The organism is Microbacterium sp. NPDC006705, from assembly GCF_044903545.1.
In the GTDB taxonomy this organism is placed as follows: Bacteria; Actinomycetota; Actinomycetes; order Actinomycetales; family Microbacteriaceae; genus Microbacterium; species Microbacterium plantarum.
Genome location: NZ_JBJDQQ010000001.1, coordinates 953,132 through 977,373 on the forward strand (window position 1 = coordinate 953,132; position 24,242 = coordinate 977,373).

Below are 24,242 nucleotides of genomic sequence, written 5' to 3' on the forward strand. Positions count from 1 at the left end.
GAGAGAACCGGGCGATCAGGCCTGGATGGAGCCCTGCAGGTCGAGCTCGATGGTGACGTCCTTGCCGACGAGGACGCCGCCGGTCTCGAGCGCGGCGTTCCAGGTGAGGCCGAACTCCTCGCGGTTGATGACGGTCTTGGCCGTCGCGCCGGCCTTGTAGTTGCCCCACGGGTCGGTGCCGAAGCCGCCGAACTCGACCTCGAAGGTCACCGGCTTGGTGACATCCTTGATGGTGAGGTCGCCGTCGACGAGGAAGTCGCCGCCCTGCTGACGCACGCCGGTCGAGACGAACGTGATGTTGGGGTAGTTCTCGACGTCGAAGAAGTCGGCACTGCGGAGGTGGTTGTCGCGCCCCTCGTCCTTGGTGTTGATCGAGGCGACGTCGACCTTGGCGTCGAGCGTCAGCTCGAGCGGGTTCTCGGGGGCGACGATGGTCGCCTCGGCGACGGCGAAGGTGCCGCGCACCTTCGAGATCATCATGTGGCGGACGCTGAAGCCCACCTCGCTGTGGGAGGCGTCGAGCACCCAGGTGCCAGCCTTGTAACCGGGGATGTCGGTGGTCGTGGTCATGATCGTCCTTCGTCGTAGGTGTCCGGGAGGGCTCCGGCGTACAAGGGGTCGGCAACGCGGCCCGCGCACAGCCTATTCCCGCGAATGTAAATTTCCGGTGCCGAATGGCGACGGGCGGATGCCGCGCTGTGCAGCATCCGCCCGTCGAGCGGTGTCCGTCGGGTCAGCCGACCGCGAGCAGGTCGATGATGAAGATCAGGGTCTTGCCGCCGAGGAAGTGACCGCCGGCGGGGCCGTAGGCCAGGTGCGGCGGGATCACGAGCTCGCGGCGTCCGCCAACCTTCATGCCCGGGATGCCGTCCTGCCACCCCTGGATCAGACCGCGGAGCGGGAACTGGATGCTCTCACCGCGGTTCCACGACGAGTCGAACTCCTCGCCGGAGGTGTACTCGACGCCGACGTAGTGAACGGTGACGGTGTCGCCGGGCTTGGCCTCGGCGCCGTCGCCGACGATCAGGTCGCGAACGACGAGGTCATCGGGCGCGGGCCCCTCGGGGGCGTCGATCTCGGGCTTGGTGCGGTCGTCAGTCATGGTGTCCATCCAACCCGAGGGCGAGGACGGGTGCAACGCGGCGCCCACCCGAGCGCACCTCTTGACGCGGCGCGGCGGCGGGAGGATCATGAGGGCAGGCCAACTCAGCGCCCGGGAGACATGCAGGCATCGCCGCAGCACCGGGCGCTGAGTCTTTCCCGGGCGGTGTCGTCCCGGTCGAGGGTCACGGTCGCAGCAGGGCCTGTCGCAGGCGCGTGGCCCGGGCGAGATGCTCGCGCTCGTCGGAGAGCGCCCGATCGTCGCGGCCGGTCAGCGCCCGTTGGCGTGCGGCGGCGAGACGCGTCGCCTCGGCGATGAATGCCCGCATCGTCTCGGTGCGGTCGCCGGGAAGTGTCCGCGCCCAGGCCAGCGCGCGCCTTCGGCCTCCCCCGGTGGCGAGCAGGTCGACCTCGACGGGGGTGAACCAGCCCGCCGCGGCGTAGTCGTCGAGCCGCTCGCGGGTGAGGCGCGCCTCCTCGCGGCGCAGCAGCAGCACGCCGATCACGAACCCGATGAACAGAGGCACCTGGAGCGTCACGTAGAGGGCGAAGAAGTCGGCGAAAGCAGCCGAGCCGTTCCAGAGCGCGTGCAGCAGGATCGCGACGGCGAGGCCGGTCGCCCAGGGCCCGAACACGGCGGCGCCCCGTGCTCCCCGCCGCACGGCGAGTCCGACCGCGAAGCCGGTCGCGGCCGTGAACATGACGTGGGCGAAGGGCGAGAGGATGCCGCGCAGCACGAACGTGACCGACACCTGAGCAAGACCGCCGGTGATCAGGCTGTCGGCGAAGTAGAGGATGTTCTCGGTGAAGGCGAACCCCGCCCCGATCATCGCCCCGTAGACGACGCCGTCGACGGGTCCGTCGAAGTAGCGGCGCCCGAGACGGAGCATGAGGAGGATGCCGAGCCCCTTCGCGATCTCCTCCACGATGGGCGCCTGCACGACGCTCTTCATCGCCTCGAGGAGCGGGTCACGCGCCGGACCGGTGGCGATGGTCACGAGAAGGTCGACGCCGAGCGCGATGACCACCGACGCGACGGCGCCCCACAGCAGCGCGATCCACAGCAGCCGTGGCGGCTCGGGCTCCCAGCGATCGACGATGCGGACGACCCACAGCACTCCCAGCAGCGGCAGCAGCGCGAGCACGGCTCCCACGATCGAGGCGAACCAGCCGAGGAACGACACGAGGTAGGCCGCCAGTCCGAGGAGCAGCACCACGAGGACCGCGCCGACCCAGAGCGCCGCCCAGCCGCCGGGACGCGCCCGAACGGGGACGACGGGCGGCGAGGTCGGCGCGGCCGGGATGGGACCGGGGTGACCGGGCTGCGGCTGCGAGAGAGGCGACGGGAACGACACGCCCCCACCCTAGAGCGCGCGCGGCGTCCGCCCTATGGCGAGGACGTCGCGCCGCGACCGAGTCGTGAGCCGGGTAGCCTGAGAGCATGCGCTTTGCCCACGTGATGACCGCGGGGGCCGACGATCCCCGCCTCGTGCTCGTCGAAGACGACCGGGCCACGTTCGTCGGCGACCTGTTCGCCGGCGCACCCGAACGACTGCAGCAGCTCATCGAGCTCGGCGACGACGGGCTTGCGCGCGTCGCGGACGCGTCGACGAGCGAGGGCGTCGCGTGGCACGACATCACCGGCTCGGCGTTCGCATCGGCCGTTCTGGCCCCGCCGATCGTGCTGGCTGTCGGGCTGAACTACGCGGCGCACTCGAGCGAGCTGGGCCTGAAGGCCGACACCGCGCCCACCGTGTTCACCCTGTGGCCGAACTCGCTCACCGCGCACGACGCGATCACGTCGTGGCCGCGGAGCCTCAGCGAGTCGGTCGACTACGAGGCCGAGCTCGGCGTCATCATCGGCACCGCGGCCAAGGACGTCCCTGCCGACACGGCTCTCGACCACGTCTGGGGCTACACGGTGGTCAACGACATCACCGCGCGCGACATCCAGTTCTCCGAGGCGCAGTGGTCGCGCTGCAAGTCCTTCGACGGGTTCACGCCGACAGGACCCTACGTGGTGACCGCCGACGAGGTCCCCGACCCGCAAGACCTTCACATCTGGGCCGTCGTCGACGGCCAGACGGTGCAGGACGCCTCGACGGGACAGATGATCCGCTCGGTCGCGACGCTTGTCGCGCACCTCTCGACGGCGGCCACGCTCCTGCCCGGCACGCTCATCTCGACCGGCAGCCCGGGCGGCGCCGGCTACTCGCGCGACCCGCAGATCTTCCTGCGCGACCGCTCCGTCGTCACCGTCGGGATCGACGGGATCGGTGAGCTGCGGACGCACTGCCGCATCACGGACTGACCGGGCACCCGCAGCTTCCGCCGACCCGGAGCCCCACCTCGACGCGCACGCTGCGCCGCGCCGAGCCGTCTCCCGGATCGGTCAGCAGCAGGTGGGCGGCGATGCGCCCCATGAGCTCCATCGGCTGGCGCACGGTCGTCAGCGGCGGCGACGACATCCCGGCCGCCTGGATGCCGTCGAAGCCGGCGAGCCGCACGTCGCGGGGCACGACGATACCCCGGGCGTGCAGCACGTCGAGCGCGGCGAGCGCGATCTGATCGGTCGCGCACAGCACCGCTTCGGGGAGCGTGCTCTCGCGTGCTCGTGAGCTCAGCCCCGGGAACACCGGTGCGCGCTCGAGCTCGACGGTGTCGATGATCTCGGCGCGCGCGCCGGGGTGAGAGGCGACGGCATCGAAGAAGGCGGCGCGGCGCTCGTCGGTGTCGAAGCCCGCAGGCGCGTCGATCCACCCGAAGGTGGAGACGCCGTGGACCTCGACGAAATGATCGACGAGCATCCGCTCACCACCAGCGTTGTCGGCGAGGACATGGTGCGCGTCACCCAGCGGCGAGCTCAGCACGGCGACCGGGAGCGTCGACGACACCGAGCCGAGAGACGCGGTCACCGTCGGGCCCGGCAGGATCGCGAGGCCGTCGACCTGCCCCGCCGTGTCGGCGATCTCGGACGCCCCCAATCCCCCGGTGCTGAGCAGCACCGCGGTGCCGGCCCGCTTGCACTCGAGCACGAAGCCGCGCTGGATCTCATCGACGTAGAGCGGGAACGTCCGGGGAGCGCTCCGGCGGACGTCCTCGTCGGCGTCCCACGCGATCAGGTCGACGTCGAGGTCGAGCTCGGCGAGATCGGTGAGCCCGGGCGGCGTCGGCCGCTCGGGAGCCGCACCCGAGGTCAACCCCGTCTCGACGGGCGGCGCCGATTCGACCAGCAGATCGAACAGATGCAGCCCGAGCACTCCGGTGCGGCCGCGCGCGAGGTTCCGGGCCGAGCCGCTGGGGACGTACCCCAGCTCGCGTGCGACCCGCAGCACCATGTCGCGGGTCTCGGTGCGCACCTTATCGGGGCGCCGGAACGCGAACGAGACCGTCGCGATCGACACCCCGGCTCGTTCCGCGACGTCGTAGACCGTGGGTCGTCCGACCACCATGACTACCTCGATTCCCCGGGGAGTCTACCGACGCACCTCACGCCGGCACGATCGACAGTCCGGTCCCCCGCGGGAAGATCGGCTCGTCCGTGTCGCCCGGGACGTCGGTCCGGGAACGGCGCACGGCGTCCATGGATCGCGGGATCTCGACGGGCAGCGTGCCCCGCGGCGGCACCGCGCCGGTGAGCGCGGCGAGCACCGCGGCATCCGAGCTGCCGTAGTCGGCGACGATCGCCGAAGCGACGGGAACGAAGGGGGTGAGGACCGCGGGCCGGTCGAGGCCGACGACCAGCACGAGAGGGGCGTGCGTCGCGACACGACCCAGTCGCGACACCAGCCCGGGGCCGAAGTCGAGGGAACCCTGGTGGAACCACTTCTCGAGGAACAAGTCGTCGCGAGGCTCGAAGGGCGCTCCGACACGGACGATCGCGACGTCGGCGTCCTCGGGCCGCTCGACGCGGTCGCCGTACGGGGCGATCGCGGCGTCGCCGACGTTCTCGGCGTAGATCTTCGGACGCGGCGCCGAACGGATCGGCAGCACCTCGTCGCGGTTCTGCAGAACGGTCAGCGACTCCGCCTGCGCGCGGGTGCCGAGCGCGCGGAAATCGGCGTTGCCGACGATGCGCTCGGCCTCGTCCTCGTCGACGTACGGGTCGTCGAAGAGGCCGAGCCGGAATTTCACGAGCAGGATGCGCCGGGCCGAGACGTCGATGCGCTCGAGCGGCACGGTGCCGGATTCGACGAGGCCGACGAGCAGCTCCGTGCACTCCTCGCCGCCGAACTGGTCGACCCCGGCGTCCAGCAGCCGCAGCATCCGCTCCGTCGGGTCGAGCTCCTCGACGCCCCACGCGCGAGCGGGCAGCACCTGGTCGCCGACGTGGTTGTCGTTGACGAGCTCCCAGTCGGTGACGACGACGCCGTCGTAGCCGAGCTCGTCGCGCAGGAGGTCCGTCACGATCTGACGGTTGTAGGCGAACCCGACCTCGGCGATCGGCACGCCGTTCCGTTCGAGTCCGACCGGCATGCCGTAGTACGGCATCATGCCGGCCGTGCCGCGCCGGATCGCCTCGCGGAAGGGCTCGAGGTGATAGTCGAACATGCCGCCCGGGTAGACCTGCTCGCGTCCGTACGGGAAGTGCGCGTCTTCACCGTCGAGCTGCGGTCCGCCGCCCGGGAAGTGCTTCGTCGTGCACGCGACGCTCTCAGCGCCGAGCACGTCGCCCTGGAAGCCGCGCAGGTAGGCGGCGGTGATCTGCGAGACCCGCTCGGCATCGAAGCCGAACGTCTGGGCCTGACGACCCCAGCGAGCTTCGGTGGGGAGGTCGATCTGCGGGTGCAGCGCCGCCCGGATACCGACCGCGCAGTACTCGCGACGGGCGACGTCGGCGAACTGCTCGATGACCTCGAGGTCGTCGAGCGCGGAGAGCCCCAGCGGCTCCGGCCACTGCGAGAAGGGACCCGCGGAGAAGGCGACGCCGGTGTTCTCGACGAACGCGTGCCGCGGATCGGTGCTGATCGTCACCGGGACGCCGTGCGGCGTGCTCTCGGCGAGTCTCTGCAGGTTGTTGTTCCAGCGAGCGCCCTCACGAGCCGTGCGGATGGCGTGCACGTTGAAGTGCGTCATGTTCTTGCCGACCACGACGTCGGTCGTCGGCGACTTCGAGATGGCGCCCGGTGTCTCGAGGAGCTCGCCATCGGGACCGATCTCGATGACGGTCTGGAACATGAGGCCGATCTTCTCGGCCGGCGACATCCGGCTGAGCAGATCGTCGGTGCGCTCCTCCGGGGTCAGGCGCGGGTCCTCGTAGGGGTCGAGGACGCCATTGCCGTTGAGGTCGCGGAAACGGGTTCCATCGGGCGCGGTGTGGAATTCGGGTCGCATGAGGTGCTTTCGCTTGTGGGGGACGGATGCGGCGACGCGGAGGTCGGCGCGTGGGTCACTTCAGACCGGTGGTGGCGACGCCCCGGATGAACCAGCGCTGCAGGAAGACGAACAGCACGATGATGGGCGCGATGACGAGCACGGATCCGGCCAGGAGCAGTCCGTAGTTGGTCGCGTTCTGTCCCGTCGAGTAGAGCGAGAGCGCGACGGGAAGCGTGTACATCTCCTCGGTCTGGGCCGCCACCAGCGGCCAGAGGAAGTTGTTCCAGGAGGCGAGGAACGTCAGGATGCCGAGGGTCGCGAGCGGCGGCCCGCACAGCGGCATCACGATGCGCGAGAAGATGCGCCACTCCCCCGCCCCGTCGAGGCGGGCGGCCTCGAGCAGCGCGTCGGGGATGCCCATGATGAACTGCCGCATGAGGAACACGCCGATGGGGGCAGTGATGAAGGGGAGGATGAGCGCGGGGTAGGTGTTGACGAGCCCGAGCGAGGAGACCATCACGAACAGCGGCACGAAGGTGACGACCCCCGGCACCATGAGCGTCACCATCACGAGGAGGAAGAGGACCTTCTTGCCGGGGAAGTCCATCTTCGCCAGGGCGTAGCCCACCATCGAGCAGAACACGATGTTGCCGAGGACGGTGACCACCGCGACGATGAGGCTGTTGGCGAAGAAGTGTCCGAAGTCGAGAGGCCCGAACCACTGCGCGAAGTTCTCGCCCGTCGGGTTCTCCGGGAACCACGTCGGCGGGCGGCGCAGAATCTCCCCCTGCGTCTTGACCGATCCGAGCACCATCCACAGGAACGGGATGAGCCAGAGGGTGAGTCCGACGGCCAGGACGGTGTAGGTGATCGCACGCGGGCCGAATCGACGGCGGCGGCGCCGCGGAGCGGGCGGCGGCGTGACGGTGTCCACCACGGGAGCGGGGATGGTTGTCATCGGGTCAGTCCTTCGAACGGAGCAGTCGGAACTGGAGCAGGCTCAGCAGAGCGATGGCCAGGAACAGGACGTAGCTGGCGGCGGAGGCCAGTCCGTACTCGCCGAAGCCGAACTGCTGGAAGGTGTAGTACGCCACGGACAGGGTCGAGTCGAGCGGCCCGCCCTTGGTCATGACGAACGCCTCCTCGAAGAACTGCAGGTAGCCGACGGAGATGAGGACCGCCCCGAGGAGGATCGTGGGGCGCAGCAGCGGCAGGGTGACCGAGATCAGGCGCCGCCACGATGACGCGCCATCCATCGTCGCCGCCTCGTTGACGTCCTGCGGAACGGCCTGCAGGCCCGCGAGGAAGATCACCATGAGCGTGCCGACGTTGCGCCACACCGCCATCATGATGAGCGAGGGCAGGGCGAAGGCGGGGTCGTTGAGCCAGTTCGGGCCGTCGATGCCGACGAGCGCGAGGGCCGAGTTGAGGAGGCCGTCCGGCTGGAGGATGTAGCGCCAGACGACCGCGACCGCGACGATGCTCGTGACGACCGGCGCGTAGAAACCCACCCGGAAGAACGCGACGATGCGGCCGCCGCCGCTGTTGAGGGCGAGCGCGAGGGCGAGCGCCAGCACCATCGTCACGGGGATGCCGACCACGACGAAGACCGCGGTGACCCCGAGGGACGTGATGAAGCGCGGGTCCCCGAAGAGCGTCGCGAACTGGTCGAGCCAGACGAAGTTCACCGCGAACGGAGAGGTGATGTCGCGAGCGGTGAAGTCGGTGAACGACATCGCGAACGACCCGACGATCGGGAAGAGCATGAAGACGGCGAACACGGCGACGAAGGGCAGGCAGAACGCCCAGGCGATGAGTGCCTGACGCTTGCGCAGCCGTGCGTGCAGCCCGTCGGGGCGGGAGGCCCCGCGGCCGGAGTCGGCTCCGGCCGCGGGGAGGGTGGTGGTGGACATCGAGGTCACTCGAGTCCGATCGCGTCGGCGTCGGCCTGCAGCTTCTGCAGCACCGCGGGAACATCCGCTCCGCCGCGACGCAGCTGCTCGAGGGCCTGGTCGCCCTTGGCGGCCACCTGCACCCAGCTGGTCGTCACGGGCGGGGCCTTGGCGGTCTGCAGCTGCTCACCGAAGGTCGTCAGGCTCGCGTCATCGGCAAGGGCGGGCGCATCCCACGCGGCCTGGAGAGCGGGCAGGTCACCCGTCTGCTCGTAGAACGCCGCCTGAGTCTCCGGCTCGCTCAGCCAGCGGACGAGCTTCCACGCCGACTCGGCGTTCTTGCTCTGGTTGAACACGACGAGGTTCGCGCCGCCGCTGAAGGACACCGACCCGGTGTCGGCGGGCAGGACGGCGGTGGCGTACTTCGATGCGAAGTCCGCACCGCCCAGCAGCTCGAGCTGACCGCGCAGGAACGGCCCCTCGACGACCATCGGCGTGGTTCCGGCCACGAACTCGGCCTCGGTCGCGCCGGCGGAGATGTCGGCGTTCGCGTCGGCGAGCCCCTTGTCGAAGAAGCTCTTGTAGTACTCCAGCCCCTTCGTCATCTCGGGGGTGTCGAGGGTCCAGGCGTCACCGTCGGTGAGCTCCGCACCGGCGGACCACGGCATCCACATCGCCCCCTGGAACGAGTCGTTGCCGCCGGGCATCCGGATGCCGTACTCGGCGCCCGCCTTCTCCTTCATGTCGGCGGCGAGCTGCTGCAGCTCGTCCCACGTCGTCGGAGCCTGGGACCAGCCGGCCTGCTGCGCGAGGTCGGTGCGGTAGTACAGCACGCGCGTGTCGACGTACCACGGCACACCGGCGGCGCGGTCGTCGAACTCCGTCGTGCTGAGGGCGCCGGGGAAGAAGCCGTCGGTCGCGATCTCGGCCGGGACGGTGGCGAACGCGTCGCCGAAATCCGCCATCCACGTCGAGCCCACCATGGCGACGTCGGGGGTGTTCCCACCCGCGATCGCCGTCTGGAACTTGTTGTGCGCTGCGTCCCACGGAATGGCGGTGACGTCGATCTTCACGTCGGGGTTGGCTTCCTGGAACTCCTTGACGAACTCCGGCAGGGCCTCGCCCTCCGCACCCATCGCCCATACGCTGATCGTGCCCGTGGCCGGGCTGTCATCGATCGTCGTGACCTCTGCGGGCCCGGCCGCCGACTCGTCTGCACGGCCGCAGCCGGTCAGGATGAGCGACACCGCAGCGAGGGTGGCGATGCCGCCTGCCACTGTCTTGAACTTCACGTCTTCCTCCTTGAATCGCGGGATCGCCGCGGCGATCAAAGCGCTTAACCGTTGCGCTGGCGTCGAGTTTAAGCGCTTTGACTGCGCGGACGCAAACGTCCCGAGCGACTCCTGAGGTGGGCAGACGAAGAGCCCCCGCGGACGATGTCCGCGGGGGCTCTTCGGGACGCGAACTACCGCGCGGAGGAGCAGGACTGCGTCTGGCCCCACACCGTCACGGTGTCGGCGCCCTCGACCACGCAGGTCTGGTAGATCTCGTTCGCCGCGTTACCGAAGACCGAGAACAGGACGATCGCGACGACCACACCGATCACCATGAAGACGGCGCTGATGATGATCGCGGCGAGAGCGAGGCCGTTCTTACGGCCCGCTTTCTTGCTCTGGACGAGCGCCACGATTCCGAGGATGAGACCGACGAGCTGCAGCCCGACGGGAACCAGCGCGAGGATGAACGCGACGATGCCGAGGGTCTTTCCCGGCACCGGGGCGTTCGGGTTCTGGTACGACGCGTCGGAAGACGACGTCGGGTACGCCGGCGGCTGGTAGGCCGGAGGCTGCGGCGCGGACGGGTTGTTCGGGTCGGTCATGGGATCCCCCGGTCGGTCGGAAAGCGATGAACAGCCTCGACGTTATCGACAGCGGACCCCGCGGCACAAAGCCTTGTCAGCCCGAGACGCTCTCCTCGGCGTCGGCGAGGACGATCGGGATGGCCGCCGTCACGGCCTGCAGACCCGACAGGCGCGCGGGCGAGAGCTGCTTGTCGACCTCTTCGCGCGACATCAGCCCCGCCTCGACGACGAGATCGCCCACGTTGCGGTGCGTCAGCAGCGCGGTCTTGGCCAGGGCCGCTGCCGCGGCGTAGCCGATGAAAGGCGTCAGAGCCGTTACGACACCGACCGAGGACCCGACCATGGCCCCGAGGCGCTCGCGGTTCGCCGTGATGCCGTCGACGCAGTTGACGCGGAGCGTCCGCATCGCCCGCCGCATCCAGGTGATCGACTGGAAGATGGAGTGCGCGATGATCGGCTCGAAGGCGTTGAGCTGCAGCTGACCGCCCTCGACCGCCATCGTCACCGTCAGGTCGGCGCCGGCCACCGCGAAGGCGACCTGGTTGACGACCTCGGGGATCACCGGGTTGACCTTGCCGGGCATGATGCTCGACCCCGCCTGCCGGGCCGGCAGATTGATCTCACCGAAGCCGGCCTGGGGTCCGCTCGAGAGCAGCCGCAGGTCGTTGCTGATCTTCGACAGCTTGATCGCGTTGCGCTTCAGCGACGACGAGAACGACATGAACGAGCCGGTGTCGCTGGTCGACTCGACGAGGTCGACGGCGCTCGACAGATCGAGGCCGGTGATCTCGCGCAGATGGCGGACGACAGCGGGACGGTACTCGGGATGGGTCGTGATGCCGGTGCCGATGGCGGTCGCGCCCATGTTGATCTCGTAGAGCAGCGACGCGTTCTCGCCGAGGCGGGAGTGATCCTCCCCCAGCGTCGTCGCGAAGCCGTGGAACTCCTGCCCGAGCGTCATCGGGACGGCGTCCTGGAGCTGCGTGCGACCGACCTTGAGGACGTCGTGGAACTCGACGGCCTTCGTGAGGAACGATTCGCGCAGCAGCGCCAGCTCGTCGAGCAGCCCCTCCAGGTCGAGGGCGAGCCCGACCTTGATCGCCGTCGGGTAGACGTCGTTCGTGGACTGGCTGCGGTTCGTGTGGTCGATCGGCGACAGGAACGCGTAGTCGCCCTTGGGACGCCCCGCGAGCTCGAGGGCGATGTTGGTGATGACCTCGTTCGCGTTCATGTTCGTCGAGGTGCCGGCACCGCCCTGAACGACGCCGACGACGAACTGGTCGTGGTACTCGCCGTCGATGACGAGCTGAGCGGCACGGTCGATCAGGTCCGCGCGCTCGGCATCGAGCACCCCGATCTCGCGGTTCGCGCGCGCCGACGCCTGCTTGACCATCGCCAGGGCCCGGACGAGGTCGCGATAGACGGAGATCGGCCGCTGCGAGATCGGGAAGTTCTCGAGGGCACGAGCGGTGTGCACGCCCCAATAGGCGTCGGCGGGAATCTCGAGCGAGCCGAGCGAATCGGTCTCGGTGCGGGTGGCGGGAGTGGACGACATCATGCGCTGGTCCTTGTGGGTCTCACGGCGATGGGAGGGACGGTCCCAGCCTAGTCAGCGCTTGCGCGAAAACGCCTCGAGACGCTCCTGCGGCGACAACCGCGCCATGTCGGCGACCCATTCGGCGGAGAAGTACTCGCCGGTCGGAGCCTCGACGACGGGCACGACGGTGTGGGTGATCACCTCGTCGTAGACGTGCACGAGCTGGAACGCCTGGCCGGCGTCCATGCCGTTGACCGCCTGCGGCGGGCGCTGGAGGTTCATCGTGTAACACGTGGCGGAGGCGACGGAGACGGGAATCCCCGCGAAGGTGCCGGACGTGGAGTAATGCAGGTGACCCGCGAGGATGCCGCGCACGTCCGTTCCCGCGATGGTCTCGGCGAGGGCGTCCTGGTCGCGCAGCTCGAGGATGTCGAAGAAGGGCACGTGGCTGGGCAGCGGCGGGTGATGCATCGCGAGCATCGTGCCGTGGGGCGCGGGCTCCGCGAGGATCTCGCGCAGCCAGTCGCGCTGACGCGCGTCGATCTCACCGTGGTGCCAGCCGGGCACCGTGGAGTCGAGGGCGATCAGGCGCAGGCCCGCCAGATCCCAGACCCCGGTCAGCGGTTCCTGCGTCGGGGGCCCGCCGAACAGCCCCACGCGCATCGCGTCGCGCTCGTCGTGGTTGCCGGCCACCCACACGACCGGTGCACCCAAGCGGTCCGCGACGGGCTCGACCGCGTCGCGGAGGCGGCGGTAGGCGTCCGGCTCGCCGAGGTCGGTCAGGTCGCCGGTGAAGACCAGCGCGTCGGGTCGGACGCCGGTGCGCTCGATCGCCGCGAGCGTGGCGTCGAGGTTGGCCTCGACGTCGTAGCGCCCGCCGAGCGCGGCCCCGCCCGCCAGCAGGTGGGTGTCGCTGACATGGACGAGGACGTGCGCCGCGGGCTCGTGACGCCCGAAACGCACGGATGCCGCGCGGTCGCGGGGCTGCGTGGAACCGTCCGACGGCACTGCTGAGGTCATGGCCACAGCCTATGCCGGGGGTCCTACCGTCCCGCCACGATGAGGACGATGCCGCCGAGGACGGCGAGACCGCACAGGGCGAAGGCGCCGTAGGCCGTGACGAGCGCGATCCTCTTCTGCCCCGCCGTCAGCGGATTCTTCTTCGCCGCCTTGGCCGCTGCCTTCGCGTGACGGCGCGCCTGCTTCTCGCTGATGACGGCGATCGCGTCGGTGAACTCCGCGGGAGTCACCACCGGCACCCGGCCCGCGCGCACCAGCATCCGGAGCCCGAGTGCGTAGAAGCCGACGACGAGCACGGCGCCCGTGATGGCCGCCGCGAACACCTGGACGAAGGCGAACCAGTCGATCGAGACGTTCATCGCTCGCCCTCCGTCTGCTCCGAGCCCGAGCTCTTCGCCGCGGCCGCCGCCTTCGCGCGCCGCTGCCGCCGCGTGGGCGGCGGATCGGAGGGCACGTCGACGGCCAGGCCGGAGTCGGCGACCTCGCTCATGGCGTTGCCCGCGTGCACCTCGTTGCGGCGCGAGCGGAGGAACAGCGCCAGCACGATCGCGACGGCGGCGATCGCGTCGATGACGATGCCCACCGGGCCGAGCCACACGACCAGGAGCGCCGCCACGGCGCCGACCGCGCCCGACGCGGGGAGCGTCAGCAGCCAGCCGACGGCGATGCGGCCGACCGTGCCCCAGCGGACCGTCGAGCCGCGGCGTCCGAGTCCGGAGCCGATCACCGAGCCGGATGCGACCTGCGTCGTCGACAGCGCGAAGCCGAGCGCGCTCGAGGCGAGGATCGTCGACGCCGTCGACGCCTCGGCCGAGAAGCCCTGCGCGGGCTTGACGTCGGTGAGCCCCTTGCCGAGGGTGCGGATGATGCGCCATCCGCCCATGTAGGTGCCCAGCGCGATCGTGACGGCGCACGCCACGATGACCCACAGCTGCGGTTCGGCGTGCTCGGCGCTCTGCCAGCCGGCCGCGATGAGGGCGAGCGTGATGACGCCCATCGTCTTCTGAGCGTCGTTCGTACCGTGGGCGAGCGCGACGAGCGACGACGTGAAGATCTGGCCCCAGCGGAATCCGTCGCGGCCGTCCGGCTTTCCGTCGTGGCGACGGGTCACGGCGTAGGCGACCTTCGTGACCGTGAAGGCGATGAGGCCGGCCGTGACGGGGGCGATCAGCGCCGGGAGGATGATCTTGCTCAGCACGACGCCGAAGTCGATGGCCATCGCGCCGACGCCCACGAGGGTCGCGCCGATGAGGCCGCCGAAGAGGGCGTGCGACGAGCTCGACGGGAGGCCGAGCAGCCAGGTGAGCATGTTCCACGTGATGGCGCCGATCAACCCCGCGAAGATCAGCGGCAGCAGCGCGGTGGCGGCGAGCTGATCCTCGTGAATGATGCCGTGCGAGACGGTCTTGGCGACCTCCGTGGACAGGAAGGCTCCGACGAGGTTGAGGCCGGCGGCCAGGAGGACGGCGACCTTCGGTTTCAGGGCCCCCGTCGCGATCGGCGTCGCCATCGCGTTGGCGGTGTCGTGGAAGCCGTTGGTGAAGTCGAAGAAGAGTGCCAGTCCGATGACCAGCAGAAGAATGAGTACAGCGGTTTCCACTGTGCGCTCTCTGTGCGTGCGGGCCCGCGAGCGCGGGTCCTCGAGTACGGGTCGGGATGCCGCGGCAGCGGCGGGCGCGAACGAAGAGTTCACCGTCTGTTCAGGGTCCGGCAACCGGACCATCGAATCCTGCCACACCATCGCCGTCACCGTGAATCCGAGCGGCCGGATCAGGCGGCCGCGGCGCTAGCGTGGAACGGTGACCGACACCCGCGACATCCCCACTCCGTCCCCCTCCGACGCGCCGGCGGCCCCCGTTGCAGCCGTGCGCGAGCACCGCCGTACGCACCACGACGACGAGTTCGTCGATCGCTACGAGTGGCTGCGCGAGAAGGAAGCCGGCGAGGTCGTCGCGCACCTCGAGGCCGAGAACGCGTACACCGACGCCCGCACGGCGCACCTGAGCGGGCTGCGCGAGCGGATCTTCGAGGAGATCAAGGGGCGCACCCTCGAGACCGACCTGTCCGTTCCGAGCCGCCGCGGCGACTGGTGGTACTACAGCCGCACGGTCGAGGGCAGCCAGTACGGCATCCACTGCCGCGCTCCCCTGGTCTCACCCGATGACTGGACTCCCCCGCAGCTCGAACCCGGCGTCGACGTCCCCGGCGAGCAGGTGCTGCTCGACGGCAACGTCGAGGCCGAAGGAGCGGAGTTCTTCTCGCTGGGCAGCTTCGAGGTCTCCACCGACGGTTCCCTGCTGCTGTACGGCGTCGATACCGAGGGCGACGAGCGGTACACCCTTCGCCTGCGCGACATCGCCAGCGGCGAGAACCTCGCCGATGAGATCGCCGGCACCTTCGCCGGAGCCTCGCTGTCACCGGACGGCCGGTTCGTCGTCTATTCCACCGTCGACGACGCCTGGCGACCCGACTCGGTCTGGCTGCACGAGATCGGCACCGACACGGCCTCCGACGAACGCCTCTTCCACGAGCCCGACGAACGGTACTGGGTGGGTGCCGGCTTCACGCGCAGCGACCGGTATCTGGTGATCGAGGTCGGCTCGTCGATCACGAGCGAGGAGTTCCTCGTGCCGGCCGACGACCTGCGGGCGGAGCCGCGCTCGGTGTGGCCTCGCCGTGAGGGCGTGGAGTACTCCGTCTCGCACGCGATCGTCGACGGCGCGGATGTGCTCTACGTCCTGCACAACGACGACGCGCTCGACTTCGAGCTCGTGCGGGTCTCGGCCGAAGACCCGATGGGTGCGCGCGAGGTCGTGCTCCCCCACCAGCCGGGACGCCGTCTGGAGGGCCTCTCGACGTTCCGCGACTGGGCGCTGCTCGGCTACCGGCGCGACGGGCTGCAGCGTCTCGGCATCTTCGACTACGCCTCGGGCTCGGTCATCGAGCTCGAGTTCGACGAACCCCTCTACACGGTGGGCTCCGGCGGGAACCCCGAGTGGGCGCCGCCCGTCCTGCGTCTCGGCTACGGCTCATTCGTCACCCCCGGCACCGTCTACGACTACGTCGTCGCGACCGGAGACCTGCTGCTGCGCAAGCGCCAGCCGGTGCTGGGCGGCTACGACCCCGCGGACTACGAGCAGCGACGGGTGTGGGCGACGGCCGATGACGGAACGCGCATCCCGGTCTCGGTCGTCTGGAAGCGGTCGTTCGGAGACCCCGCGGACGGGGCGAGCGGTCAGCCCCGCGCCCTGCATCTGTACGGCTACGGCTCATACGAGCACTCGATCGACCCGGCCATGTCAGTGGCGCGCCTGTCGCTCCTCGACCGCGGCGTCGTATTCGCCGTCGCTCACGTGCGCGGTGGCGGCGAGATGGGGCGGCAATGGTACGAAGACGGGAAGCTGCTGCACAAGCGCAACACCTTCACCGACTTCGTCGCCGTCGCCCGCCACCTCGTCGAGACCGGCTACACCTCGCCCGACCGGATGACCGCCGAGGGCGGATCAGCGGGCGGACTGCTCATGGGCGCCGTGGCCAACCTCGCCCCCGAGCTGTTCGCCGGAATCCTCGCCGCGGTCCCCTTCGTCGACGCGCTGACGACGATCCTCGATCCCTCCCTGCCGCTGACGGTCATCGAGTGGGACGAGTGGGGCGACCCGCTGCACGACCCGGACGTCTACGCGTACATGAAGTCGTACTCGCCGTACGAGAACGTCCGCGAGGACGCGACGTACCCGCGCATCCTCGCGGTCACCTCGCTCAACGACACCCGCGTGATGTACGTCGAGCCCGCCAAGTGGGTCGCCCGCCTGCGCGAGGCCGGTGTCGACGCGCTGCTGAAGTGCGAGATGGTCGCCGGTCACGGCGGCGTGAGCGGCCGGTACAACTCGTGGCGCGAACGCGCCTTCGAGCTCGCCTGGCTGCTCGACGTCGTGGGTCTCGCAGACCCGCAGGCCTGACCCCGGCCTCGAGGGATGCCGTCAGAGCTGGCGGCGTCCCTCGAACGCCCGGCCCAGCGTGACCTCGTCGGCGTATTCGAGGTCGCCCCCGACGGGAAGGCCCGATGCCAGGCGCGTGACCCGGATCTCGAGGGTCGTCAGGAGGCGGCTGAGGTAGGTCGCCGTCGCCTCGCCCTCGAGGTTCGGGTTCGTGGCGAGAATGACCTCCTGCACGGTGCCGTCGGCGAGGCGCTGCATGAGCTGCGCGATGCGGAGGTCGTCGGGGCCGACGCCGCCGATGGGGCTGATCGCTCCGCCGAGCACGTGGTAGAGGCCCCGGAACTCACGGGTGCGCTCGATCGCGGCGACGTCCTTGGCGTCCTCGACGACGCAGATCAACGTGCCGTCGCGCCGCGGGTCGCGGCAGATCGCGCAGCGGTCCTGCTCGGACACGTTGCCGCAGATATCGCAGAACCGTACGCGTTCGCGCAGCTCGCCGAGCAGGTGCGAGAGCTTCGAGACGTCGAAGGTCGGGGTCTGCAGGATGTGGAACGCGATGCGCTGCGCCGATTTCGGTCCGATGCCGGGCAGTCGGCCGAATTCGTCGATGAGGTCCTGGACGATGCCGTCGTACATGGCTTAGCCGAATCTCGTGGGTGAGGTGAAAGGTTCTTCGCGGACGAAGGTGGCACCGAGCATCTGGCGCACGACCGCCTCGCCGTATCGCTCGATCCCGCCCCGCGCGGGCGCCGCGTTCGCTCGACCGTTCGAGGGCGCGGCAGCGGGCCGTTCGGGACCGGAGCCGTTCCGGTCTGCGGTCGGAGGCGCGGCAGTGGGCCGCTCCACGGCAACCGGCGCGCGCGGGGGCAGCGGCGCGTAGTCGTCGACGGGCGGCGGCGGGTAGTCGCGGTCCTCCTCGTCGATGGGCGGCAGAGGCTCGGGGTACGGGTCGACGTCACCGTCGTGGGGGGCCGTGAGCGTGCGCACGGGCGCCGCGACGGCATCCTCGGGCTCGTCGTCCACCGCGAACTGCGGCGCCGGGTCGCCCTGCGGAATCGGCGCAACCGCCCACTCCGTGACGGGGGCGGCGTAGGAGGAGGAGCCGGAGGGTGACGCGGTTGCGGTCGGGCGGCCGCCCGCCGGCGCCGAGGGGGCACCCGCGGCCCGCTGACCGCCCGGAGCCTGCTGCGACGAGGGCGCCTGCACCGGCTGCCGCTGATCCGTGGAGGGCTGCTGCCGGGGAGCGCCGCCGGGCTGCCCGCCGGCAGGCGGAGGTGTGGGCCCGCCCGGGGCCGGTCCGCCGCCGGGGTCGGAATCGTGACGAGCGACGTACTTCACTCGCACCCCGAGAACGCCGAGGATCGCGCCGCGCAGGTCTTCGCTCGGGCCCTTGCCGGCGTTGAGCTTCTTGAACTGCAGGACGTCGGACTGGCTCTGGAACGAGAGGGTGAGCACGCCGGTCTCGGAGAAGGCGACGGGCGAGGCGACGGAGGCGATCATCCACGAGGTGCGGCTGATCGTCTCGAGACGCTGCAGCACCTCGGGCCAGGCGTCGCGCATCTGCGCGAGCGTCACGGTCGACGGATCGCGCGGTTCCGCCGGGGCCGCGGCCGCCGAGCCGGATGCGGCCGCCGCAGCGCCGGTCGCCGGCGCGGACGGCTGTGCCGTGGGAGCGGGCGAGGCCGCTGCACGGTCGGGCTGCGCGGAGGCCGGAACCTGCGCCGGAGCGGGGGTGACGATGCGTGGCGGGGCTGCGGGCGCGGACGCGGACGACGAGGCATGCGACGCGGGGGCCGCGGCGACCGGCGCCTGATCGGCTGCGGGAACGCCGTGCTGGGCCGCGGCGAGCACACGCGCGACCAGCAGCTCGAGCTGCAGCCGCGGTGATGTGGCCCCCGACATCTCGTCGAGCGCGGTCACGACGAGATCGGCCGTGCGCGAGAGACGGTCGGTGCCGAAGAGCGCGGCCTGGCGTCCCATCCGTTCGAGCTCTTCGGCGGACACGCCGCGCAGCACGGCGGATGCGCCCTGGCCGGTCGCCGAGACGATGATGAGATCGCGGAGGCGCTCGAGCAGGTCGTCGACGAACCGCCGCGGGTCCTGGCCCGTCTGGATGACGCGGTCGACGGCCGCGAAGGCCGCCCCAGCGTCGACGGCGCCGAACGCCCCGACGACCTCGTCGAGCAGCTCGGCGTGGGTGTAACCGAGCAGGGCGACGGCGCGCTCATACGCGACGGCGCCGTCGTCGGAGCCGGCGATCAGCTGGTCGAGCAGCGACAGCGTGTCGCGCGGCGACCCTCCCCCGGCACGCACGACGAGCGGGAGGACACCGGCTTCGACCTGCACGCCCTCCTGGGCGCAGAGCTGCTCCACGTACTCGAGCATCGCCGCGGGCGCGACGAGACGGAACGGATAGTGGTGCGTGCGCGAGCGGATCGTGCCGATGACCTTCTCGGGCTCGGTCGTCGCGAAGATGAACTTCACGTGGGCCGGCGGCTCCTCGACGAGCTTCAGCAGGGCGTTGAAGCCCTGAGCCGTGACCATGTGCGCCTCGTCGAGGATGAAGATCTTGAAGCGGTCGCGAGCCGGGGCGAAGACGGCGCGCTCGCGCAGGTCGCGAGCATCGTCGACACCGTTGTGGGATGCCGCATCGATCTCGACGACGTCGAGCGATCCACCGCCGCCGCGGCTCAGCTCGACACAGCTGTCGCAGGTGCCGCACGGGGTGTCTGTGGGTCCCTGCGCGCAGTTGAGGCAGCGGGCGAGGATGCGGGCCGAGGTGGTCTTGCCGCAGCCGCGGGGACCGGAGAAGAGGTACGCGTGACCGACGCGGTCGGAGCGGAGCGCCGTCATCAGGGGTTCGGTCACCTGCGACTGGCCGATCATCTCGCCGAACGCTTCGGGACGGTAGCGGCGGTAGAGGGCGGTGGTCACCCAGACAGACTACGGCGTACCGCTGACACCGGCCCTGTCGGCATCCGCCACCGCGGGAACAGCGCGCGCCCGCGCGCGGTTGCACCGGGCATGGAAGCCGCCCGGGTCGACGTCGTCGTGATCGGCGCAGGGCAGGCCGGTCTCTCCGCCGCCTACCATCTGCGGCGTCGCGGGTTCGTCCCGGTCGCCCCCGGAGACGCACCCTCCGATGCGCCCGTGCGAACGTTCGTCGTGCTCGACGCCGAAGACGGCCCCGGCGGCGCCTGGCAGCACCGGTGGGAATCACTGCGGATGGAGACCGTGAACGGCATCCACGAGCTGCCGGGATTCGCCGTGCCGCCGGCCAATCCGCGGGCTCCGGCACGCACCGTGCTGCCGGCCTACTTCGACGACTACGAGCGCCGCTTCGACCTCCGCGTGCATCGCCCCGTGGAGGTGCGGCGCGTCGAACGCGAAGACGCCGATCCGCGCGGTCGTCTGCGCGTGGTGACGGGCACCGGGTCATGGTCGGCCCGCTGGGTCGTCAACGCCACGGGGACGTGGCGCCGCCCGTTCTGGCCCCGCTACCCGGGAGCCGAGACATTCGCCGGCCGTCAGCTGCACGTACACGACTACGTCTCGGCCGACGAGTTCGCCGGGCAGCGGGTCGTCATCGTGGGCGCCGGGATCTCGGCCATCCAGTTGCTCGACGAGATCTCCCGCGTCGCCGACACCTTCTGGGTGACGCGCGACGAGCTGCGGTGGGATGCCGGCGGGTTCGACACCGCCGCGCGCATCGCGGCCATCGCGGGGGTCGAGGAGCGCGTGCGGCAGGGGCTTCCTCCCGGTAGCGTCATCTCGGTCACCGGCCTGCACTGGAATCGCTGGGCGGAGTCGGCGCAGCAACGCGGCGTGCTCGTGCGGCATCCGATGTTCGAGCGGATCGAGCCGACCGGGGTGCGCATGCCGGACGGCGGTCTTGAGCGCACCGACGCCATCCTGTGGGCGACGGGATTTCGAGCCGACATCCCCCACCTGGCACCGCTGGGCCTGCGGACCGCCGCCGGCGGCATCCGGGTCGCGAACGGGCGGTCGGTCGACGAGCCGCGGCTCTTCCTCATCGGCTACGGCCCGTCGCAGTCGACGGTCGGAGCCAACCGCGCGGGCCGCGACGCCGTCCGCGCGATCATGACCGACGCGACCGCCACGGCCGCCGGGGCACGCGAGGTCGCTGCGCGGGCCTGACCCGCCGCAGATGAGGACCGGATGCCCCGGCGTCCGTCAGGAGTCGGTGCTCACCTGCTGGTCGGCGAAGGTCTGCGCGTAATCATCGACGACGGGGATCTCGCCGGTGATAACGGGGACCTCCGTCGTCACCGTGGGGATGGACGTCGTGACGGTCGCATCCGGGATCGACGCCGACAGCAGCGACCCGTCCTCGCGCCTGGCGTCGGCGAGCTGACGCAGCGACGGCCGCCCCGAGAGCAGCGGGCCCTGACCCGCGAGCGGTATCCGGACGGTCTCTCCGCCCTCGACCCGCACGTCGCGTCCGCGGACGGAGAATTCGACCGCGTCGCCGGGGCCGGCGGCGACCGTCATCGCATCGGCCGTCAGCGTGATGTCGAGGCGCGTGCCCTGCCAGTGCAGCGTGTACTCCAGCGAGGGCCAGTCACGCGGCAGACGCGGGTCGAAGCTCAAGGCGCCGTAATGGTCGCGCATGCCGCCGAAGCCCGACACGAGGGCGGTCCACACACCGCCGGCGGAGGCGACGTGCACCCCGTCCGACGCGTTGCTGTGGAGATCGCCGAGGTCGACGTAGATCGACTCGAGGAAATACTCCAGCGCGAGGTCCTGGTATCCGACCTCGGCCGCGAGGATCGACTGCACGACACCCGACAGAGTCGAGTCGCCGGTCGTGAGCGGGTCGTAGTACTCGAAGTCGGCCAGCTTCTCCTCGTCGGTGAAGTGGTTGCCCTGGAGGAACAGCGCGAGCACCACGTCCGCCTGCTTGAGCACCTGGTAGCGGTAGATCACGAGCGGGTGGAAGTGCAGCAGCAGCGGACGCTGGCTGTCGGGGGTGTTCTCGAGGTCCCACACCTCGCGTTCGAGGAAGACCGCGTCCTGAGGGTGGATGCGCAGCGACTCGCTGAACGGGATCAGCAGCGCTTCGGCCGCCCGCTCCCACCCGTCGGCCTCGGCCGGGTCGAGGTCGAGACGCTCGGTGAGGGCACGGTACGCCTCCGGCGCCTGCTCGGCCATGTCGCGGACCGTGCGCGCCGCGAAACGCAGGTTGAACCGCGCCATCACGTTCGTGAACAGGTTGTCGTTCACGACCGTCGTGTACTCGTCGGGGCCGGTGACGCCGTGGATGTGGAACGACTCGGCGTCACCGTTCTCGCTGAAACGCCAGAACCCGAGCGTGGACCACAGCCGCGCCGTCTCGACGGCGATGTCGACCGCCTCGCGGTAGAGGAAGTCGACGTCACCGGTCGCCCGCACGTACTTCGCGAGGGCGAAGCTGACGTCGGCGTTGATGTGGTACTGCGCGGTGCCGGCGGCGTAGTAGGCCGACGCCTCTTCGCCGTTGATGGTGCGCCAGGGGAACAGGGCGCCCGCCTCGTTGAGCTGCCGGGCGCGGCGGCGTGCGGCCGGCAGCATCAGGTAGCGCATGCGCAGCGCGTTCCGGGCCCAGAGGGGCGTCGTGTAGGCGAGGAACGGCAGGACGTAGACCTCGGTGTCCCAGAAGTAGTGTCCGCTGTACCCCGAACCCGTCACACCCTTGGCGGGGACCCCCTGCCCGTCGGCGCGGGCGGCCGCCTGCGCGAGCTGGAACAGGCACCACCGGGTCGCCTGCTGCAGGTCCTCGTGGCCGCCGATACGGACGTCGGAGCGGCGCCAGAAGTCGGCGCACCACGCCGCCTGCCGCTCGAACTGGACCTCGACGCCCTCCTCGCGAACCCGGTCGAGCACGCGACGGCTCCGCTCGACGAGCTCGCGGGCGGGCACGCCGCGGGAGGTGTGGTAGCTGACGAGCTTGGTCACGGTGATCGGAACGCCCCGGCGCGCGTTGACGCGGAAGACGTTCTTGGCGATGTCGGGTTCGACGAGTCGCCGTGTCGAGAACTCGTTCTCGGTCTCGATCAGATGATCGGCGACGACCGACACCGTCATGCCCGAGTTGGACGACTTGTAGGACAGCACCGACCGGCCGTCCTCGTCCTGCCAGTACTCCTGGGGCTGGAGGACGCGTTCCTCGATCTTCTCGGTCTTGCGCGGGTCGAAACCGGGAGCGGCACGGCCCGGCGCCGAGCCGCCGTAGACGTCCTCGCCGTCCTGGCGGTTGACGATCTGGCTGCTCACCGACACCGGAGCGTCGGAGTTGAGCACCGTCACCGTCAGCCGCATGATCGCCAGGTGCTTCTGCTCGAACGACACGAGGCGCTCGAAGTCGACCTGCACTTCCTTGCCGCTGGGGGTGACCCACAGCAGCTTGCGCGTGAGGACGCCGGTGCGCATGTCGAGCACCCGCTCGTAGTCGCGGATATCGGCGATGTCGAGCGAGAGCGGCTCGTCGTCGACGTAGACGCGCATGACCTTCGCGTCCGGCGCGTTGATGATCGTCTGACCGACCTCGGCGAAGCCGAAGGCCTGTTCGGCGTGGCGGATCGGGAAGATCTCGTGAAAACCGTTGATGAAGGTGCCGTGCTCGTGCGCGTATCGCCCCTCGGGGTGATTGCCGCGCAGCCCGAGGTAGCCGTTGCCGACGGCGAAGAGCGTCTCGGTGACGCCGATGTCCTCGACCGAGAACCTTCTCTCGACGAGACGCCAGGGGTCGACGGGGAAGCGATCGCGATCGATCATGATGGCCTTCCGGAGGACGGGTTCCCGCTGCTGGAGGCGGGCGATGCGGGCGGGTGTAGACGTGATCAGACGAAGGCGTCGAGGTCGTCGACGACGACGTGGGCTCCGAGCGCACGCAGCGCATCGGCGCCGGCACCGCGATCGACGCCGACCACGAGAGCGTAGCCTGCCGCGACGGCCGACTCGACACCCGAGTGGGCGTCCTCGATGGCGACGGAGCGGGCCGGGTCGACGCCGAGCATGCGCGCCCCCTCGGCGAAGACGTCGGGCGCGGGCTTGGAGGGCAGATGACGCTCTTCCGCGACGACGCCGTCCATGACGACGGGGAACCTCTCGAGCAGGCCCGCGACGGCGAGGACCTCGCGCGCGTTCTTCGAGCTCGAGACGACCGCGATGGGGGTCCCGGCTGCCTGGAGCTTGTCGACCAGGGCGAGCGATCCCGGGTAGGGCGCGATGCCTTCGGACCGCAGGACGCGCTCGAACACGGCGTTCTTGCGATTGCCGATGCCGCAGATCGTGTCCGCTGACGGGTCGTCGCTCGGATCGCCCCACGGCACCTCGACGTCACGCGCGCGCAGCAGGCTCGCGACGCCGTCGTACCGCTTCTTGCCGTCGAGGTGGCGGAAGTAGTCGTCGGCGGTGTACGCCGGTGTGATGCCCCAGGCGCTGAAGAGCTCGGTGAACATCGTCTGCCAGGCGTGCATGTGCACGTCGGCGGTCGGAGTGAGCACGCCGTCGAGGTCGAACAGGACGCCGTCGTAGGTGGTCAGGTCGGGAAGCTCAGCCGAGGTCACGGAACCAGC

General features: G+C 70.3%; 20 protein-coding genes. 3 read left to right on the forward strand and 17 right to left on the reverse strand.

Annotated elements, in window-relative coordinates; all coding sequences use genetic code 11:
• Window positions 1–15: 15 nt before the first annotated feature.
• The 3 genes from ACI2K6_RS04595 to ACI2K6_RS04605 all read right to left on the reverse strand — a co-directional run bounded on the left by ACI2K6_RS04595 (window position 16) and on the right by ACI2K6_RS04605 (window position 2,456).
• Window positions 16–570: a YceI family protein gene (locus tag ACI2K6_RS04595; protein ID WP_112613703.1), complete on the reverse strand. Its 555-nt coding sequence runs from the start codon at window positions 568–570 to the stop codon at window positions 16–18.
• Between the two features lie 163 nt (window positions 571–733).
• Window positions 734–1,102, reverse strand: coding sequence for an FKBP-type peptidyl-prolyl cis-trans isomerase (locus ACI2K6_RS04600; RefSeq protein WP_023951826.1), 369 nt, complete (start codon window positions 1,100–1,102; stop codon window positions 734–736).
• 184 nt (window positions 1,103–1,286) lie between these two features.
• Complete coding sequence (locus ACI2K6_RS04605) at window positions 1,287–2,456, reverse strand: PrsW family intramembrane metalloprotease (RefSeq protein ID WP_112613701.1); 1,170 nt, start codon at window positions 2,454–2,456, stop codon at window positions 1,287–1,289.
• A gap of 86 nt (window positions 2,457–2,542) precedes the next feature.
• On the opposite strand from ACI2K6_RS04605, the gene ACI2K6_RS04610 reads away from it, so the two are divergent.
• Entirely contained in the window at window positions 2,543–3,412 is an 870-nt protein-coding gene (locus tag ACI2K6_RS04610) for a fumarylacetoacetate hydrolase family protein (protein WP_112613699.1), read from the forward strand.
• Here ACI2K6_RS04610 and ACI2K6_RS04615 read toward each other — a convergent pair.
• The 10 genes from ACI2K6_RS04615 to ACI2K6_RS04660 form a co-directional block, all read right to left on the reverse strand.
• Complete coding sequence (locus ACI2K6_RS04615) at window positions 3,402–4,553, reverse strand: LacI family DNA-binding transcriptional regulator (RefSeq protein ID WP_282502270.1); 1,152 nt, start codon at window positions 4,551–4,553, stop codon at window positions 3,402–3,404. The two genes, ACI2K6_RS04610 and ACI2K6_RS04615, sit on opposite strands and share 11 nt — an antisense overlap.
• A gap of 37 nt (window positions 4,554–4,590) precedes the next feature.
• The gene (locus ACI2K6_RS04620; RefSeq protein ID WP_404568173.1) at window positions 4,591–6,435 is read right to left on the reverse strand and encodes a glycoside hydrolase family 3 protein; all 1,845 of its coding nucleotides are present in this window, start codon (window positions 6,433–6,435) and stop codon (window positions 4,591–4,593) included.
• 55 nt (window positions 6,436–6,490) lie between these two features.
• Window positions 6,491–7,375 (reverse strand): carbohydrate ABC transporter permease, encoded by an 885-nt coding sequence (locus ACI2K6_RS04625; protein WP_323987412.1) that lies wholly within the window; start codon window positions 7,373–7,375, stop codon window positions 6,491–6,493.
• 4 nt (window positions 7,376–7,379) lie between these two features.
• Window positions 7,380–8,330: a carbohydrate ABC transporter permease gene (locus ACI2K6_RS04630; RefSeq protein WP_112615035.1), complete on the reverse strand. Its 951-nt coding sequence runs from the start codon at window positions 8,328–8,330 to the stop codon at window positions 7,380–7,382.
• Window positions 8,331–8,335: 5 nt separating this feature from the next.
• Window positions 8,336–9,601, reverse strand: a complete 1,266-nt coding sequence (locus ACI2K6_RS04635; protein ID WP_404568174.1) for a sugar ABC transporter substrate-binding protein — start codon at window positions 9,599–9,601, stop codon at window positions 8,336–8,338.
• Window positions 9,602–9,774: 173 nt separating this feature from the next.
• Window positions 9,775–10,188 (reverse strand): DUF4190 domain-containing protein, encoded by a 414-nt coding sequence (locus tag ACI2K6_RS04640; protein WP_274177527.1) that lies wholly within the window; start codon window positions 10,186–10,188, stop codon window positions 9,775–9,777.
• A 76-nt stretch (window positions 10,189–10,264) separates the two neighbouring features.
• On the reverse strand, window positions 10,265–11,725 hold the full coding sequence (locus ACI2K6_RS04645; protein ID WP_112615031.1) for an aspartate ammonia-lyase: 1,461 nt from the start codon (window positions 11,723–11,725) through the stop codon (window positions 10,265–10,267).
• A gap of 54 nt (window positions 11,726–11,779) precedes the next feature.
• Window positions 11,780–12,727, reverse strand: coding sequence for a phosphodiesterase (locus ACI2K6_RS04650; protein WP_404568175.1), 948 nt, complete (start codon window positions 12,725–12,727; stop codon window positions 11,780–11,782).
• A gap of 23 nt (window positions 12,728–12,750) precedes the next feature.
• A complete protein-coding gene (locus ACI2K6_RS04655; RefSeq protein WP_112613687.1) occupies window positions 12,751–13,086 on the reverse strand; it encodes a peptidase in 336 nt (111 codons plus the stop codon).
• On the reverse strand, window positions 13,083–14,327 hold the full coding sequence (locus ACI2K6_RS04660; RefSeq protein WP_274177524.1) for an inorganic phosphate transporter: 1,245 nt from the start codon (window positions 14,325–14,327) through the stop codon (window positions 13,083–13,085). Before ACI2K6_RS04660 ends, ACI2K6_RS04655 begins: the two co-directional genes overlap by 4 nt.
• A gap of 199 nt (window positions 14,328–14,526) precedes the next feature.
• Between ACI2K6_RS04660 and ACI2K6_RS04665 the strand changes: the two genes are divergently transcribed.
• On the forward strand, window positions 14,527–16,686 hold the full coding sequence (locus tag ACI2K6_RS04665) for a S9 family peptidase (protein ID WP_404568176.1): 2,160 nt from the start codon (window positions 14,527–14,529) through the stop codon (window positions 16,684–16,686).
• A gap of 21 nt (window positions 16,687–16,707) precedes the next feature.
• On the opposite strand, the gene recR is transcribed toward ACI2K6_RS04665, so the two are convergent.
• Together recR and ACI2K6_RS04675 are read right to left on the reverse strand one after the other, a co-directional pair.
• Entirely contained in the window at window positions 16,708–17,301 is a 594-nt protein-coding gene (gene recR, locus ACI2K6_RS04670; protein WP_404568177.1) for a recombination mediator RecR, read from the reverse strand.
• Window positions 17,302–17,304: 3 nt separating this feature from the next.
• Window positions 17,305–19,599: a DNA polymerase III subunit gamma and tau gene (locus ACI2K6_RS04675; RefSeq protein WP_404568178.1), complete on the reverse strand. Its 2,295-nt coding sequence runs from the start codon at window positions 19,597–19,599 to the stop codon at window positions 17,305–17,307.
• A gap of 90 nt (window positions 19,600–19,689) precedes the next feature.
• Here ACI2K6_RS04675 and ACI2K6_RS04680 point away from each other — a divergent pair, with 90 nt between their 5' ends.
• Window positions 19,690–20,823 (forward strand): NAD(P)-binding domain-containing protein, encoded by a 1,134-nt coding sequence (locus tag ACI2K6_RS04680; RefSeq protein WP_404568179.1) that lies wholly within the window; start codon window positions 19,690–19,692, stop codon window positions 20,821–20,823.
• Window positions 20,824–20,859: 36 nt separating this feature from the next.
• On the opposite strand, the gene ACI2K6_RS04685 is transcribed toward ACI2K6_RS04680, so the two are convergent.
• Window positions 20,860–23,439 (reverse strand): glycoside hydrolase family 65 protein, encoded by a 2,580-nt coding sequence (locus ACI2K6_RS04685; RefSeq protein ID WP_112613679.1) that lies wholly within the window; start codon window positions 23,437–23,439, stop codon window positions 20,860–20,862.
• A gap of 65 nt (window positions 23,440–23,504) precedes the next feature.
• Window positions 23,505–24,233 (reverse strand): HAD family hydrolase, encoded by a 729-nt coding sequence (locus ACI2K6_RS04690; protein ID WP_404568180.1) that lies wholly within the window; start codon window positions 24,231–24,233, stop codon window positions 23,505–23,507.
• Window positions 24,234–24,242: the final 9 nt, after the last annotated feature.

Coding starts and splice junctions, on each gene's coding strand:
- ACI2K6_RS04595 (WP_112613703.1), bottom strand. CDS start 570: ATGACCACGACCACCGACATCCCCGGTTACAAGGCTGGCACCTGGGTG.
- ACI2K6_RS04600 (WP_023951826.1), bottom strand. CDS start 1,102: ATGACTGACGACCGCACCAAGCCCGAGATCGACGCCCCCGAGGGGCCC.
- ACI2K6_RS04610 (WP_112613699.1), top strand. CDS start 2,543: ATGCGCTTTGCCCACGTGATGACCGCGGGGGCCGACGATCCCCGCCTC.
- ACI2K6_RS04615 (WP_282502270.1), bottom strand. CDS start 4,553: ATGGTGGTCGGACGACCCACGGTCTACGACGTCGCGGAACGAGCCGGG.
- ACI2K6_RS04620 (WP_404568173.1), bottom strand. CDS start 6,435: ATGCGACCCGAATTCCACACCGCGCCCGATGGAACCCGTTTCCGCGAC.
- ACI2K6_RS04625 (WP_323987412.1), bottom strand. CDS start 7,375: ATGACAACCATCCCCGCTCCCGTGGTGGACACCGTCACGCCGCCGCCC.
- ACI2K6_RS04630 (WP_112615035.1), bottom strand. CDS start 8,330: ATGTCCACCACCACCCTCCCCGCGGCCGGAGCCGACTCCGGCCGCGGG.
- ACI2K6_RS04640 (WP_274177527.1), bottom strand. CDS start 10,188: ATGACCGACCCGAACAACCCGTCCGCGCCGCAGCCTCCGGCCTACCAG.
- ACI2K6_RS04645 (WP_112615031.1), bottom strand. CDS start 11,725: ATGTCGTCCACTCCCGCCACCCGCACCGAGACCGATTCGCTCGGCTCG.
- ACI2K6_RS04650 (WP_404568175.1), bottom strand. CDS start 12,727: ATGACCTCAGCAGTGCCGTCGGACGGTTCCACGCAGCCCCGCGACCGC.
- ACI2K6_RS04655 (WP_112613687.1), bottom strand. CDS start 13,086: ATGAACGTCTCGATCGACTGGTTCGCCTTCGTCCAGGTGTTCGCGGCG.
- recR (WP_404568177.1), bottom strand. CDS start 17,301: ATGTACGACGGCATCGTCCAGGACCTCATCGACGAATTCGGCCGACTG.
- ACI2K6_RS04680 (WP_404568179.1), top strand. CDS start 19,690: ATGGAAGCCGCCCGGGTCGACGTCGTCGTGATCGGCGCAGGGCAGGCC.
- ACI2K6_RS04685 (WP_112613679.1), bottom strand. CDS start 23,439: ATGATCGATCGCGATCGCTTCCCCGTCGACCCCTGGCGTCTCGTCGAG.